The organism is Paraburkholderia elongata, assembly GCF_013177735.1.
In the GTDB taxonomy this organism is placed as follows: domain Bacteria; phylum Pseudomonadota; class Gammaproteobacteria; order Burkholderiales; family Burkholderiaceae; genus Paraburkholderia; species Paraburkholderia elongata.
Genome location: NZ_WOEZ01000266.1, coordinates 1 through 13,689, shown reverse-complemented (window position 1 = coordinate 13,689; position 13,689 = coordinate 1). Strand labels below are relative to the sequence as shown.

The 13,689-nt window shown below is 60.3% G+C and carries 17 protein-coding genes; 4 read left to right on the top strand and 13 right to left on the bottom strand.

The features are described 5' to 3' along the window. Positions 1-29 precede the first annotated feature (29 nt). The 3 genes from GNZ13_RS44550 to GNZ13_RS44540 form a co-directional block, all read right to left on the bottom strand. Positions 30-536: a Csu type fimbrial protein gene (locus tag GNZ13_RS44550; protein WP_172177039.1), complete on the bottom strand. Its 507-nt coding sequence runs from the start codon at positions 534-536 to the stop codon at positions 30-32. Positions 537-1,148: 612 nt separating this feature from the next. Then, on the bottom strand, positions 1,149-1,466 hold the full coding sequence (locus tag GNZ13_RS44545) for a hypothetical protein (protein WP_172177037.1): 318 nt from the start codon (positions 1,464-1,466) through the stop codon (positions 1,149-1,151). A gap of 1,725 nt (positions 1,467-3,191) precedes the next feature. Further along, the gene (locus tag GNZ13_RS44540) at positions 3,192-3,374 is read right to left on the bottom strand and encodes a hypothetical protein (protein WP_172177035.1); all 183 of its coding nucleotides are present in this window, start codon (positions 3,372-3,374) and stop codon (positions 3,192-3,194) included. A gap of 465 nt (positions 3,375-3,839) precedes the next feature. On the opposite strand from GNZ13_RS44540, the gene GNZ13_RS44535 reads away from it, so the two are divergent. Beyond that, positions 3,840-4,004 carry a hypothetical protein gene (locus tag GNZ13_RS44535; RefSeq protein ID WP_172177033.1) on the top strand — a complete coding sequence of 55 codons (165 nt, stop codon included), beginning with the start codon at positions 3,840-3,842 and terminating at the stop codon, positions 4,002-4,004. Between the two features lie 238 nt (positions 4,005-4,242). Here the strand turns inward: GNZ13_RS44535 and GNZ13_RS44530 are convergent, their stop codons facing one another. Beyond that, entirely contained in the window at positions 4,243-4,566 is a 324-nt protein-coding gene (locus tag GNZ13_RS44530; RefSeq protein WP_172177030.1) for a hypothetical protein, read from the bottom strand. Positions 4,567-4,832: 266 nt separating this feature from the next. Here GNZ13_RS44530 and GNZ13_RS44525 point away from each other — a divergent pair, with 266 nt between their 5' ends. Beyond that, positions 4,833-5,012: a response regulator gene (locus GNZ13_RS44525; RefSeq protein WP_328807390.1), complete on the top strand. Its 180-nt coding sequence runs from the start codon at positions 4,833-4,835 to the stop codon at positions 5,010-5,012. A 52-nt stretch (positions 5,013-5,064) separates the two neighbouring features. Beyond that, positions 5,065-6,114 carry a winged helix-turn-helix domain-containing protein gene (locus GNZ13_RS44520; RefSeq protein WP_172177028.1) on the top strand — a complete coding sequence of 350 codons (1,050 nt, stop codon included), beginning with the start codon at positions 5,065-5,067 and terminating at the stop codon, positions 6,112-6,114. 1,434 nt (positions 6,115-7,548) lie between these two features. Here the strand turns inward: GNZ13_RS44520 and GNZ13_RS53175 are convergent. From GNZ13_RS53175 to GNZ13_RS44500, 5 genes are all read right to left on the bottom strand, one after another. Beyond that, complete coding sequence (locus tag GNZ13_RS53175; RefSeq protein WP_328807389.1) at positions 7,549-8,589, bottom strand: EAL domain-containing protein; 1,041 nt, start codon at positions 8,587-8,589, stop codon at positions 7,549-7,551. After that, positions 8,507-9,100 (bottom strand): CSS-motif domain-containing protein, encoded by a 594-nt coding sequence (locus GNZ13_RS53170; RefSeq protein WP_236002460.1) that lies wholly within the window; start codon positions 9,098-9,100, stop codon positions 8,507-8,509. The genes GNZ13_RS53175 and GNZ13_RS53170 overlap by 83 nt, the downstream gene beginning before the upstream one ends. Before the next feature lie 185 nt (positions 9,101-9,285). Next, positions 9,286-9,684, bottom strand: a complete 399-nt coding sequence (locus GNZ13_RS44510) for a response regulator (RefSeq protein ID WP_172177026.1) — start codon at positions 9,682-9,684, stop codon at positions 9,286-9,288. 433 nt (positions 9,685-10,117) lie between these two features. Next, positions 10,118-10,435: a hypothetical protein gene (locus GNZ13_RS44505; protein ID WP_172177024.1), complete on the bottom strand. Its 318-nt coding sequence runs from the start codon at positions 10,433-10,435 to the stop codon at positions 10,118-10,120. Between the two features lie 191 nt (positions 10,436-10,626). Continuing rightward, a complete protein-coding gene (locus GNZ13_RS44500) occupies positions 10,627-10,761 on the bottom strand; it encodes a hypothetical protein (protein WP_328807388.1) in 135 nt (44 codons plus the stop codon). Positions 10,762-10,901: 140 nt separating this feature from the next. Between GNZ13_RS44500 and GNZ13_RS44495 the strand changes: the two genes are divergently transcribed. After that, a complete protein-coding gene (locus GNZ13_RS44495; protein WP_172177022.1) occupies positions 10,902-11,387 on the top strand; it encodes a hypothetical protein in 486 nt (161 codons plus the stop codon). Positions 11,388-11,477: 90 nt separating this feature from the next. On the opposite strand, the gene GNZ13_RS44490 is transcribed toward GNZ13_RS44495, so the two are convergent. From GNZ13_RS44490 to GNZ13_RS44475, 4 genes are all read right to left on the bottom strand, one after another. Then, positions 11,478-11,849: a hypothetical protein gene (locus tag GNZ13_RS44490; protein WP_172177020.1), complete on the bottom strand. Its 372-nt coding sequence runs from the start codon at positions 11,847-11,849 to the stop codon at positions 11,478-11,480. After that, positions 11,849-12,232, bottom strand: coding sequence for a hypothetical protein (locus GNZ13_RS44485; RefSeq protein ID WP_172177018.1), 384 nt, complete (start codon positions 12,230-12,232; stop codon positions 11,849-11,851). The genes GNZ13_RS44490 and GNZ13_RS44485 overlap by 1 nt, the downstream gene beginning before the upstream one ends. 61 nt (positions 12,233-12,293) lie before the next feature. After that, positions 12,294-12,566 carry a hypothetical protein gene (locus GNZ13_RS44480; RefSeq protein WP_172177016.1) on the bottom strand — a complete coding sequence of 91 codons (273 nt, stop codon included), beginning with the start codon at positions 12,564-12,566 and terminating at the stop codon, positions 12,294-12,296. Positions 12,567-12,743: 177 nt separating this feature from the next. Continuing rightward, a complete protein-coding gene (locus GNZ13_RS44475; RefSeq protein WP_172177013.1) occupies positions 12,744-13,616 on the bottom strand; it encodes a hypothetical protein in 873 nt (290 codons plus the stop codon). Positions 13,617-13,689 lie beyond the last annotated feature (73 nt).

The window sequence follows — 13,689 nt, the reverse complement described above, 5'->3', positions numbered from 1 at the left end:
GCTGGAGCGCCGGCCGCGCCCCCCGTCTTTCAAAACGACACGGTAACCGTCACGGTGTCCGCGTAGGCGCCCGGGACTGCATTGGGCTGGTCCGGGATCTGGCCATAGACGGTTTCGGTGAGCGTGTTCGCGCTCGCCATGCCTGCGCCCGTACCGGAGAGCGTGTCAGTGTTCACAGTATTGCCCCACACGTTCTGGTGGCCCGAGTCCCGGTACAACGAATAAGTGAGCGTGTTCGTACCGTTCTTCATGATGCGACTGGCCACCGTTGCACCCGCGCTGCCGCCGGCATCGAGCCCGATATTGAAGGCAGTGTTGTTCGTGCAGCGGACCTTGACGGCCGACGTAGCAGCTTGCGCGCCGCTACCCGGAATGAATGCCGAAAATGTCAGCGCGTCGGCCGAGTCGATCACGCACGAGGCGTTGACCGTCGCCGAAACACCAAACGTCGTGGTGGTGGAAGCGGCCGATACGCCGGCCGCGCCCGACAGGAACACCGCCGCAATCGCGGCATGCATCAGAGCAAGTTTTTTCATTGTCAAACCCCGTTAAGGAATTGAGATTCATAACCCGTCGAGACAACGCCTTCACTGATCCGTGATTTCTTGGCGGTCCCTCGCAGGCCATGACGATTAGGAACAACGTTGGAAAAGACGTCTTCTTCGCGGATCACCCCCTTTCAAGTCCATGAAGTAGTTGCGAGCGCAGCCTGCAGGCGCGCGCGAGCCCCGATATGCAGAGCTATCAGAAAACTACGGGAGGTTCCCGCCGCATGCATGCGTAACGCGTGCATGTCGAAAGGCGGCCGTTGCATCGAAATGCAAGCGAACCGTCTATCTGTCAAGCAGGAGTGGCAGTCGCGGCGATCATGATGGTTCCCCCGGATTAGAAGCTTTGGTCAAGAGCTCGTTGATTAATTGCTTTTTGCACTATTTGTGTTCGCCCGACGTTTTGTCGTTTCCGCTGACTCGTATCGACGTCGTGTGCAGTCAATGTGCTGCGACTTCATTTTCGAGTGATGAAGAATGCAATTGGCGTGCCACCCGATCTGCCGCGTGCACCGGCGGGGGACGTCGTCATTGATTGCGCGTCGGGTGGGGTTGGAGGCCGCAAAAACGTTTCAGTTACGAAACAGGCTGGGGGCACTGTTAGCGCAGCTTCGGATATTCGATTTGATCGCAATCGTGTGCTTCACTGGGCGAGTTTGCATCCGGAGGTTTTTGAGAGCCGGACCGACGTGTTGCAAAGTTGAGACCAAGCTTCAGGGATGGTGTCCAAAACCCGCGTGGGCAAGAAGCCGCATCTGGTGACGTCGCGCGCATCGACGCAAGCTTCTCATTCACGGCGGGAGCAATTGCGCCTTTGTCCTGAGCGGAAGGCGCATCGTCACTACTGCATCCTGCGACGAAAGCAGCGACTGTGGCGCCGATGATCGGCGCAACAAACTCGGCGATTGTCTTTTTCATTGAATCTCCGGCGAAAGGCCGGAGTTACGGCCCCATCAGGAAACATCCCGGCGCGCCGGGTCGTCACGTTTCATACAAGTCAGAAGCTCAAGACGCAGGTTGAAACCGGTGGCGAACAGCGCCCCCCATGACTGACCGCAGGCGGGCCATTTGTTGAGGTTCGTTAATTCCGCTAACGGTGTCCAATCTCGCTGGGAGTGGATGAAAGTCGGGGGAGGCGCGAACGCACTATGCTTGTGTGATTGTCAATCGAACTAAAGATGCAACCCCCTCGGTGGCCGGAAACCCGCTCCAAACAACCAAACAACGAACCACCTCATCGCGGGTTGCAAGTTTCTGTCAATTCCAATTGACTTAAAGTCGCGACACTCACGGGAATTGAACTAAAGTTGCAACATTGTAGCTGCGAAGACATACTGTAGTAACCAGAGCTTGTCTCGAACCCGTCTCACGTTTTCTCCCGCAGTCGCTGTCTATTTTCATGGATTGCTCGTGGTCTGCCCTACTTCAAGACCCGTCTACTTCGGTTCCTCGATCATTTTTTGGCATGCGAACAATATAGCAGGCGCGACGGGCTCCGAACGATTCAGCGACAAGCTCCAATTCCCGATAGATCGATGTCCCAGGCCACTACAGCGATCAGATGTAGTCAGGGCACGGGACATTGGCAGCGATGGCGCAACGACACTTGGCGGGTCGATCAGCTGTACGGCATCTCACTTGCATGCGTCAAAGGATCGCGTCCATATCGCCGCTGCCCTCGCTGGATCGCCTGCTGAGCGCCCTACCGTTCCACCAATAAAAAACCCGCAGGGACCAGATGATCTTCTGCCTATCGAATCCTCGCGAGATCAGCTTCGCATGGTCGTGCATCAGGCTCTTCACGCGTCTCCGGGGCAACTATCTGCGGAGGCTTGTACGCCTTGCGATCTGGCGACGCTGTGCTCGAATACAACCACGCCTCTGCTTAGAATCGACTATCCGAATTGACGGTCTTGACAGACGGCACCCCGGTAGGGGTTGCAACTTTACGTCAATAGTTCGTTAATTTAAATGCTTGCTACTGAACGAGTTATTGATGCGACACAGCGTTTTACGCGCCGAGGTTGCGACTTTAGTAGCAAATTTGTCTCAACTTTACTTCGTTTGACACAGCCGTTCTGCCTCACGCCGGGAAATACCTCCCTCAAAATAAATTGCCCTGCAGCGAAAACCGACATAGTATTGATCAGATAAATATTCCATTGGCCATTCGAGCAGCCGTAAACAGGTGCATGGGGTGGCCTATGGAAACGTTGATTGATGGGGAGATCGCGCATCTTGCGCGGGTGATGATGCCGTCGCTGGTTGGTGGCCCCTTTGGCCCTATACTGCCTGCGCAGTACTGGCGCTGGCGGCTCCATAGACTCTTGGACGCACCTCAGCTGACTCGAGCTCAGCTTTGCGGGCTGGACAGCCTATTGCTGCAGCTGGATGCGTTTGACGTCAGCTGTGGCAACAGGCTGCGGAGTTCCGTTCGTGGCCGATTGCCGTCGGATGAGCGCGCTAGCCGGGACTGTGTAAGAGTCGGCTGATGCTCTAAGAGGGAAATTTGGCGCGCTACAGATTTGCTACAGCAATGGTAGCAATCCATATCTGGCAGGTCTTGCGCCTGTCATTCCCCTTGAACTATCGCCGCCTGAGAAGGCCCACCTCGCGCCACAACTCACGCTGCTCGGCTGTGGATCACATATCTTCTACGAGGCCGGTCTGGCAGACCAGTTTCGGCATCGCTCCAGCGACGACCGTGAGGGGTACGCCGTCAAACGTCTCCTTTCGACTGCCGTCTTGATGAAATCCCACGAGGCTGATCGGCGTCGTGTCGGATTCCCGCGGCACGTCCGCTCTTGTTTCGGGCGAGATTTCCATGCGCAGCGGGCGCGTCCCATGTTTGACGATATGCCGCGCGATTGCGTCTGAGAGAAAAGCGGCCGTCGATAACGACGGGACTCTTGTGCTGGCTTTGGGGCCTGTGCGCATTTTTGTCCCCTTGTCCTTATTTATATATGGCGCATTCAACGAGGTGCTACAGACCGCTCGTTCAGTTGCGTGTGTCGATCCAAAGCGGCCCGCCGTCCTCGGCGTCTGCCGCTGTTACCCGACCATCGGAATTCAATGGAGATTTAGCTCCGCGTGGCATGGATTATCAGTTGGGTTTCGCACACTCCGATTTGTTTGCCGTCGCTCATTCCGGGTATTCCAGCCGGTCCAATGCTTCCTTCGTGGTCGCCAAGGCCGCCTTGGTGTACGTGCGCCGCTGCTAGTTGTGTACGCATCCAATGCCGGAACCGGTGGATCGACAAGTGCGCATGCGCCGACCATCAAGCAATTAATTTGGAGGCGAAGATCGTATCGAAGGCGAGGATCATCGACGTGGTGACCGAGGCGGTTTCCCTGAAATCGACGGCGGATGTCAACGAGAGCGTGCAACTTGGGGAGGCTGCCGTGGAGGAAAACTCGATCATTTTCGCGTGGTGGCGGCCTCGCGGGTTAATCTGATCACGGGCCGTTAAATCCAGACCTTTCCGTTACACCGTTCGATTCCTGAAAAAGGACCTTAACTGAACGGCATTAGGCCTTAAGGTGAGCTTTTTCGGGAGCAGTGTGCGGTCACACACCTTGCGCAGCATTCGCCCGATGCTTGCGCCGTACCGGTTCGCTTCGGTAATGCACCTCGACGCGCATTTTCGCGCGCAGGTTGGCACCGACATAATCGCCGAGCTGTACCTGTCGGTTTTCATTTGGTTGCCTCAAGCCGCTCGCGCAGCCAGTCGGTCACTGTAGCTTCCGGCGGACAGCCGTATTCGAGCAGCACGAGCCGGATATCGTTAAGCACCTGTTGAACCGCCTCGTACACGTAACGCGACACGTAGTTCTCCTGATCCTGTCCGAACACCGTCCCTACGTCGATGTCGATCAGCGCGAGGCGCATGCGACCCAGCAACTCGCGCTGTGAGAGCGTCAGGTTCCTGTCACGCAGGGTGCGCGTGGCGTCTTCAGCCAGCCGCTCACGCTGCCGTGACTGCAACTGCGCGATGCCCTTCAGGGTTTCATGTTTCATGATTTGGTCCCCGTTTCATTTTTGTCGTGCCGGTCAAAGCGGGCGTGTGATTATTGGTCGCCTGTCCGATTGCGCGCTGCAATCTATGCGAGCAGTAGCGCGCCCGATTCAGGCCACGGCAAAGACTCCCCCATGCCGTGGATCAACAATACCCATTTGCCAATGATTTTCTGTGCGCTGATACGCATTAGGCGATACCCCTACCATCGTTTGAATTGCCGGGAATCAACGGGCTGGAGCCACAGCGTCGCCTTGCCCCGACTGGCGTGCCCGTCATCTTCATCACCGCGCGCGACGATCCCGCCGTTCGCGAGAAGGCTCTTGCGCCAGGCGCTGCAGGCTATCTGCGAAAACCATTCAACGACGCCATATTGGTCAAGGCCGTGGAAATAGCGCTGGGCGCTACGCCGATTCCCGTCTCGACGGTCGTCGGAAATCGTGTATAAATATTGCCAATGCCAGAGCGACATAACCACCAAACCAATTCCCCGAAGGACGATGAGCAAAAATATGGACGACGCTCCGCTCGCGCGCCGTAGGGCTCTCGCTGCTGAGCTCCTGTTAAATGGTCAAGGGGTTAGCGACGTATCCAGGAAGGCCCGGCTGAGTCTTCCGACCGTGAGCAAATATAAGGACGTGATAGAAAGGGGCGGACCTGAGGCTCTTGCGCGCCTTCGTATTCACGGGAATGTCCCGCGACTGGATGATGCTTCGCAAAGCTGGCTCGTTAGCGCGATCAAGCACTCACCTGGACTTCACGGCTATCCAGGGCCGACCTGGACGATAAGCCAACTGCGCGAATTGATCTTTCGACGATTCGGAGTCCAGTTTTCAGCTTCGCATGTTGGCCACCTTGTTCGGGGCTATGGCCTCGCATACCGACTCACCTATTCAACTTCAGAAAAGGCGTCGCCTGCTACCGCTCACAGATCGCAGAGCGACGTCTATGCCGCGCGCCGAAAGATTGCTGCGAAAATGTTGCTGGATGGGGACAGTGCCGAGCGCGTCTCGAAAGTGCTCAACATCAGCGTGCGCACCATTACAAAATACAGATCAATGGTAGTTGCTGATGGAGTTCAGGCTGTTGAACAGATCAAGTCATCCGGGCGCAAGGCTACGCTTGGCCCCCAAGCTCTTGAGTGGCTACGGGCGGTATTGGAGGGCAGCCCCATGGCCCATGGCTATGAAACCGAACTCTGGAGAAGCGGGGATGTTCAAAAGCTGATCAAGGAGAAGTTTGGCGTTTACCATTCCAGTGGACACGTGAGAACTGTCGTCGAGAAGCTTGGAATGGACCACCGAATGCGATCGCCGAAGCAGCGCCCGGAGAAGAGGCGTTCCGCGATCAATGACGAAACGCTGGCATGGGTTACCGCGGCGCTCAGGCAGTCGCCTCGAGCACACGGCATAGAGGCTGATCACTGGACGAACGCGCGTTTGCGCACCGCGCTTCATCGGCGGGTGGGCGTCGATTATTCGCGCGGATATATCTGGGAAGTTGCCACCCGTGCAGGGGTGGCAGACCTGCTTACAAGACTCCATAGCTAATCAGTTCATTCTGACCCTGGCCGCATCGCGAACAGCGTGCAGCTCGTTTCTTACACCGATGGCGGAAACAGCGTCGATCATGTCGACGCATCGGCCATGGCACGAGAACATGCTTCATCGATGACCCGACAAGCTTCATAACGCTCAGCCGCCGAATGTCTGCTTTAGCGCAAGCTCTGGGCCGTCGATCCTGAACTACGAGCGGCTCTAGTGGGTCGGGGGCTGACCATCGAAGTCGCTAGGGCAAAGGAGCGAATCGACGCGGCGAGGTCGGCGGGCGTCGACGCAACGAAGGCGCGGCGTACGCTGGCGTGCCTGCACCAGGAGATCGCGGACGCAAAAAAGTGCATGATCGAAGAATTCCATCGCGTGCCCAGCAACCCGTACGCATAATGATCGACGGCGACAAGAGGTAAGGCACGGCGGGCCGCTTTCGAGCGGCTTTTTCTTTGCCCAGCACCTGATTGCAAACTCCAATCAAGGCCAGAGCATTCTGCCGATCGGCGCGGCACTGAACGAATCGACGCGATGAAGTGGTTCGCGCAGGCGCCGTCCGACCACGGCAAACTGAAGTACCTTATCCGACCGATCATGGCGCGTAAGTCCTCACCTCATTGCGGGCAGCACGAGGCGCGCATTCTGCAAAGAACGAACGTCCTGGAATGCTTGTTGCATAGCCTAACTTGTCCAGTGCGCAGACGCTGGGGAGGAAATATGTACGGCCATTCTTGCGAACCGTATCGGGGGCACGGCGTTTACGTCGAGGTAACGGAGAATCAATCCGTGTCGTTCAACGGTGCCGAGCGGCGTTACGCAGTCGCGTGGTACGTGTATAAGCGGGAGCCCTTCATCCAAGCAAACGTGATTGCACGTTTTGCCGAGTCGGTTGAATTTTTGTCCACTGACGAGGCAGTGCGTTACGCAGAGGGGCGCGCGCATACGTTCGTCGATTGCTCACGCGTCATCTCGAGGGAGTGACGTCACCACGCACAAGTGATGTGTGGCTGCTCCAGGTGCATGTTACGGTGTATCCATATGATCTCGCCGCAGACGCGGAAAAGGCGGTTGCATGGGCGGTGGGAAATTTTTTCGCAACAACGTGATCTACCGCGCAGTGTGACGCACAGGTACTCCCTGATTATTGATAGCGCTGATTCACCAGTGGCTGTATGAAGAAGTGGTCGGGACAGTGGCGTTTTGCGCCCCCGGCGTGAAAGTCCGATTTGAAGCCGGCGGAATGTCACCTGACGATGAGAGGAGTTCATCATGCTGCGGTGGATAGCCAGCTGGGCTGTACGCAACGCACTTACTCCGGAGAAGCAGGCCGAAAAAGCGTTGCGAGAAGTGTTCGAGACAGGCAAGGGATCGGCCGGGCCGCCGGGTGAATGGATCCGTAGAGTCGTCCGCTGACAATTCCAGCCTCGATCATGCCGGTCAGGACGCCACCGCTTGCGACATGGCGGGGGTTGAATGGCGGTACATCCGCTCGAACTCAAGAATACTTGTGGGCCGCTGAAACAGAAAACCTTGCGCGAACCGGATGCCGATCTCCTTCAGGGCGTCGCGCTGCTCGACGTCTTCGACGCCTTCCGCCACCACGGTGAGGTCCAGCTTGTTCGCGAGATAGGCAATGCTTTCAACGAGCTGCCGGTCGTGGCTCGCAACGCCGGCGGTGAATCGCTGGTCGATCTTGATGTAGTCGAAGGCGAAGTGCTGCAACAGCGCGAGGTTGCTGTTGTCGGTCCCGAAATCGTCGACAGCGAATTTGACGCCAAGCACCTTGAGGCTCATCAGATTGTCATGGCTGGCCACAAGCCCCCGCAGCAACCCGCGTTCAGTGATCTCGAGTACGACCTCAAAGCGGGAGGAACTTCGCTTGAGCGTTGAACCGATATCGTGCGGAAAACAGTGCATTTCGATGTGCTTCGGTGCCAGGTTGACGTTCACCCGGAACCCGTCCGGGAAGGCGCAGGCCTGCAGTTCGGCCAGCGCCGTGGACAGCACGAAATCCGTTAAAGGCGCAATCACGGACGTCGTCTCTATCTCGCCGATGAATTTCCCCGGCATCACCAGGCCGAGGCGCGGATGTTTCCAGCGCAACAGGGCCTCGGCGCCGACCCAGCGTCCGGTTTTCAGGTCGACGATCGCCTGGTATTCGACGTAAAACTCATTGCGCCGCAAACCCGCGCGGACCTGTCGTTCCAGCCGTTGACGCGGCGTGAAACCAGCGATATAGCCGGCGAGCAGTGCGACGAACAGGGAGAGTCCCACGAACAATGCAACAATCTCGGTCGAGATCAGGTCAGTGCGCAGCCTGTCGGCGTCGCGCTGCACCTGGACGAGGATGTCGCCCATGCTGGAGGCGCGGGCAGTGGTCTTGTAGAAGCGTCCGTCACTGGTGAGGGTGGCTCCCGATCCGTCGGAGACCGACGCGCTCCTGGCGCCCGACGCCTTTGCCCGCGCAAGGATGTCCACAACATACGCGCCCTCGCGCGATATACAGGATGCCGTGGCGGTGGTCGACCGGAGCATAGATCGCCATGACGGGCACGTCCGGTATCGGTCGCGTTCCGCCGAGAAAGGCGATCTGCCGGGCATCGCCCGATGGAACCAGATAGGTGGCGAGCGGGATGGACACCGCTCCGAGTACGGTTGAACAGTACACGTTCCCATCCTGGACCATCATCGCGCTCCCGCGATAGGGGATGAACACGTCCTTGAGCGTGAGGTTCGCCTGGATCTCGGGACAGGGCCGTCCCGCCAGATTCATGAGTTTGCGCTCGTCAGTGCGGGCATCGGTGACGATGCGGTCGATCGAGTCAGCGATGTCCTGGGCGACGGCCTTTTGCTGGACTTGCGCCCGTTCGGACGCGATGTGATAGCCCCCCGTTAGTGCCAGCAGGATCACCGCGACGAACAATACCATTTCGAGCGCTGTGCGCCGACGGAATGCGACGCTTTCTCGCCACAAGACGGTCGCAGGCATTCGCTCCCCCCTTTTGCGTTTGCCGCGCCTCGGCCTGCATGAGGCACGCCGTGCAGCAATGGTTGTCGTCCGGTAAGCCGACGCCTAAGAGCAATTATATGATGTATAGCATCGCGGCGGTTTTGCCGGGCCGGGTTGCCGCGCGTTTGCGCCGGGATGGCATGGACACCTTGCGGGTCCCGGCATCAGTGACGCGGCGCAGTGTGCCCCTGCGCGGCGGCACCGTCGGCCGCGTGCTCCGCGAGCAGGCGCCGCATCGTCGCCAGCATCTCCGGCACATCGACGGGCTTGCGCAGAAAGCCGTCGTACTGCACAAAGGCTGGCGGACTTGACTCGGCCGACACCAGGATAAAAACCGTCCCGGCCAGACCTGGGATGTTCCGGATGTGATGGCAGAGCGTGCTGCCAGACATTTTCGGCATCCGCCAGTCGGCCACGACCACGTCAACCGGGCTCGCCGTCAGGGCGGCCAGCGCCGACTGGCCATCGCCTGCGGCTTTCACTTCGTATCCGTCGTGCTCGCAGCACATTTCCCAGGCAGCCAATGTCTCCGGCTCGTCGTCCACCAGCAGCACCGTCGTCATGCATCACTCCCACCCCGGGCCATGTTCACCAGGTGCCCGGGACCCGCAGCACACTGGAGTCTGACTCGCAGCCGGCTGCCGCTGCCCGCCTTTCGCGCAGCACAGTGCCTGTTCCGCCTGAATGCCGGAACGGCTCGAGTCCGCGTCAGCGTCACCCGTCCTTGCACGGCCGCCGCGTTGCCGTCTTCGCGGGCATGCGTCGATCGGGAGGGGGGTGATGCCAGGAGACGCAAGGCACAGCGTGCATGGGAGCGGGTATCTTCATACATACTAGTCAATCCTTCATCCTTTTCAGGCTGAATTTTCAGTCGAAGGGGCTCTGCTCTATACGTGGCAGCAACGCGCCGCAGCCCCCCAGGATCGGGAATCCGGATCGGCTGATTTCGTGACAGTTCCCGCCAGACGGCCTTCCTGGGCGTGCGCGATGCCCCGTCTACTCGTGGTCAAGCCGCGGCAGGTCCGCAAGCGTTCGGCGCGGACCGGACTCCACGGCCACCGTTTCGATCCCTTCGCGACCCGCCTCATCCACGACGCGCCGGACCTCCGGACCCGCGACGCGTTGTCCATCCAGCGGAAAGACGGTCACCACGGTATCGCCTCTGGCCAGCGCGTCGACCACTTCAATCACCGGCGATTCGTGCGGCGCGACCTCAAACTGTTCGCCGCTCACGGAAACCTGCCCCCAGAGTACGTGGGTGACCCTTTGCGAATCCTGCTCACGCCGGACCGCGGTAATCGCGTGTACTGTCATTTGCACTTCCTCACTGGCTGGAGAAATCCTTGGTATGAAGGGACGCCCGCTGCTGTTCAGCGGCGCCGTGATACGCGCCCGGTGCGATGCCTGGCCGACGGCACCGCCCTGCCGCCTGCGCACGCCGGCCTGCCTGGACCCCGGCGCGCGCGGCATCTACATCTGCAAGCCCGGTGCCCGGGCTGCCGGAATCAGCCCTGTCCGTCATCCGCCGCGTAATACTGCGCGGCCGCCTCGAGCATGCGCTGCTGCTCCGCCCGGACATAGATCGACGTCGTCTGCAGCGACGCGTGGCCCAGGATCGCCTGCACCACGTCGACCGGCATGTCGCGCGCGACCGCGCGCGTGCCGAAGGTGTACCGGAACGCGTGCGCCGAGGTATTCGCGAGCTGGACCAGATGTTCTTTCGGGACGTCCGCCCGCCCCCAAACTCGACGGTCACACGCTGGATGGCCTGACGGACCAGATGCCCGAATGCATCGGTCGTATACGGCGCCTCAACGGCGCCGCCGTGTCTGTCCAGTGCCGGGCCGGTCGCCGGAATCACCAGCGGCACGATCAGGGGCGCGGAGTCAAGCGGCGCATCGAAATCGCGCCCGCGATCAGCCCAGTGTTCGCGCAGCGCGCGCACCGTGGCGGCGCTGACCGGTACCGTGCGCTGTTTGCGGCGCTTGCCAATCACCGTCAACGCCCAGACCGCAGCCGCCTCCGGACCCTGCGGCGACAGAGGCAGATCACCCCGCAGGTCCTCACGCCGCAGGTCCTCACGCCGGGCATGCGCCGCCTCGTCGCGCCGCAGCCCGGAGTCGCCCATCAGCAGGATCGCCGCGCGCGCGGTGCGCCACTGCCGGGCTTCGGCCTCATCCCCGTCCCCACCCGCGCCGTTCGTGCGACGAGCGCAGCGCGCATCGAGCGCGGCCCGCAATCCCGTCGTGCAATGAAGCGAAAGTAGAAGCGTTTCGGAAGTAAAAGTGGAAGCAGCCTTGGCGCAAATGGTCTACATCGCCCACCCAGACGGTCGTCGTGCCCATTCCCTTCGAACCTATTCACTGCCATGTTCGTGCAGGTCAGGCAGCTTTCCGCTTGATCCGCTATCGGTACGCTGAGGCCCTGCTGGCGGAACCGCTTTGCTGGCTTTTCTCTCCCGCCGTTCGCTGCGTCGCTGTTCCGCACGCTTCACGACTTCTTCCAGCGATTGCACGTGTTCGGGGGTCGAACGACCAAAGCGCTTGCTATAACAGTGCGCGATAAATTCGGCGAGGGGGCGCTTCCACGGCTCCTGCTGGTCGTTAGCCAGTGATCCGAATTTTCGGGGATTCAATCCCAGTTCGCGAGCCATCTGGATATGAATATGGCTCAACCTGAAACGCTGCCGCGCATCAAACCAGGGTTGAAGTTTCGGTGGTGTCCGCATTACTGCTCACCTCTGCGCCAGCTCACTGCAGTCAATCGCTCCACCGCCGCATAGTAACGCGCCTGCGAAGCAGCAGCATGATCGTCCTGATCCGCCTTCAAAATGCCAAACAGATGCTCTGCGACAACTGAGCCGATCGCGTGGATAGCATCGTGTCGCGTGAGTCCCTGTTTCCTGAGGCGATCCATCGCCCGGACCACGGGCTCAAGGTCCAGGGCAATCTGGTTTTCGACGATCACATGTAGCGCGGCATGTGCCGTGAGGTTGGGAAGCCTGATCCGGGCGACGCGATGCCAGGTTTCAATGAGAAGAATCCGCTCCTGTTCGTCAAGTTCAAGCCATGATTCAGGCTCGGGCCCGCGCTCCGGGTTGTACGCTTCCATGATGTCAATCCTGTACTGACTTCTGTTCATCGTAAAAATGCCGCCTGCCGTCGCGTTGCGCTTAACCGTACCGATTGGGCCCATGCGGAGGCATCGCGGGCGTTACACGCAGTTCGCCCCAACGCTCACCGGGACGCTCGATGTACGGCATCTGATCATTCTGCAGCGCATCGAACAGATGCTCGATCCAGCGTTCCCGCATGACGGCTGGCGCATCGACTCCGGCCATGACTGGTACCGGTGCGTCGACTGCACGGTTCACGGCTGTGCCGGGTGCACCGAACGAACTGTCAACCCGCTCGAGTGCGGGTGAAAGCTTCTCGAGCAAAGACACGGCGCCATCGGCCGCGACAACAGGCTCCCTTCGGGCGACCTGCGGATTTCCGCGACGACTTCCTTGAGACGCTGGATCGGCAGCGCAGATTTCCGGCCAGACGCACCGCGTCGGAACCGGGCCGGGAAAGTCCACCTGTGAGCGGTTGGACGGGTCATCAACTTCAGGCAGGCCGTGTCAGCGCGTCTTCATGTAAGCGGCGTACAGGCCGGCATGCAGATCGCGCAGCGCCTTGCGGCGCTCAACCAGCTCATGCTGGTTGCCCTGCCGCTCGAGGCTGAGGATCTGCAGCAACAGCCGCGTCGCCCGCTCCGGGGCCGTCTGGCGCGACGGCTGCGCGTCACGCAGCAGCGGCGCCAGGCCTGGCTTTTCGATCAGCACCCACGCAGGGAACCACGCGAGGTCGGCGGTCTGCCCTGCACCCTCGAAATTCGCGTCGAACTTTCTGCGCAACGTGTCGATTGACGCGTCGCCGAGCCGGTACAACAGATCAGCCAGGCGGCCTGGCGACAGCCACGCCAGTTCGGTAAGCAACGGCAACGCAGATTCCACGCCACCCGCCCGATGCCACACCTCGGCCATCCACGTCAGCGGCGCCGGGATCCGGCGCCACGACTCGATCCGCTCGACGGCCCGTCCTGCCTCACCCCAGTCGCCCGCGCGCAGCCAGAGCGGCGCCGCGTGAAGGTCACTGACCTCAGCGCGAAACGGCAGGGCCGCGGCCTGCTGCGCGACCGTCCGCCAGCATGACGCCATCCACGCCCGTCCGGGCGCGTCGCCCAGTAACCGTCGCGCCGCTGGTTCAACCTCATCATTGAGGCGACCACAGGCGGCCGCCAGCGCCGGATGATCGACGAACGGCGTGGTGACATCGCTGTCGAGCACATCGATCAATGTCGCCAGCCCGGCCAGGGTGTCGTCATCGGGGAATTCGCCTGCCAGTCTCTGCCAGGCCTGCCGGGCAGAGACCGCATCGCGCCGCTGGAGGGCGTCGAGCACATCGTTGCGGAGCATGACGTCGCGGCTGTCGGCGAAGATGTCGAGCTGCATGATGGTCAGCGTCAGAAGAGTTGATCGTTCAGACCGGCCAGATTAGCCCATTTCACCACGCTGCGGAACGACC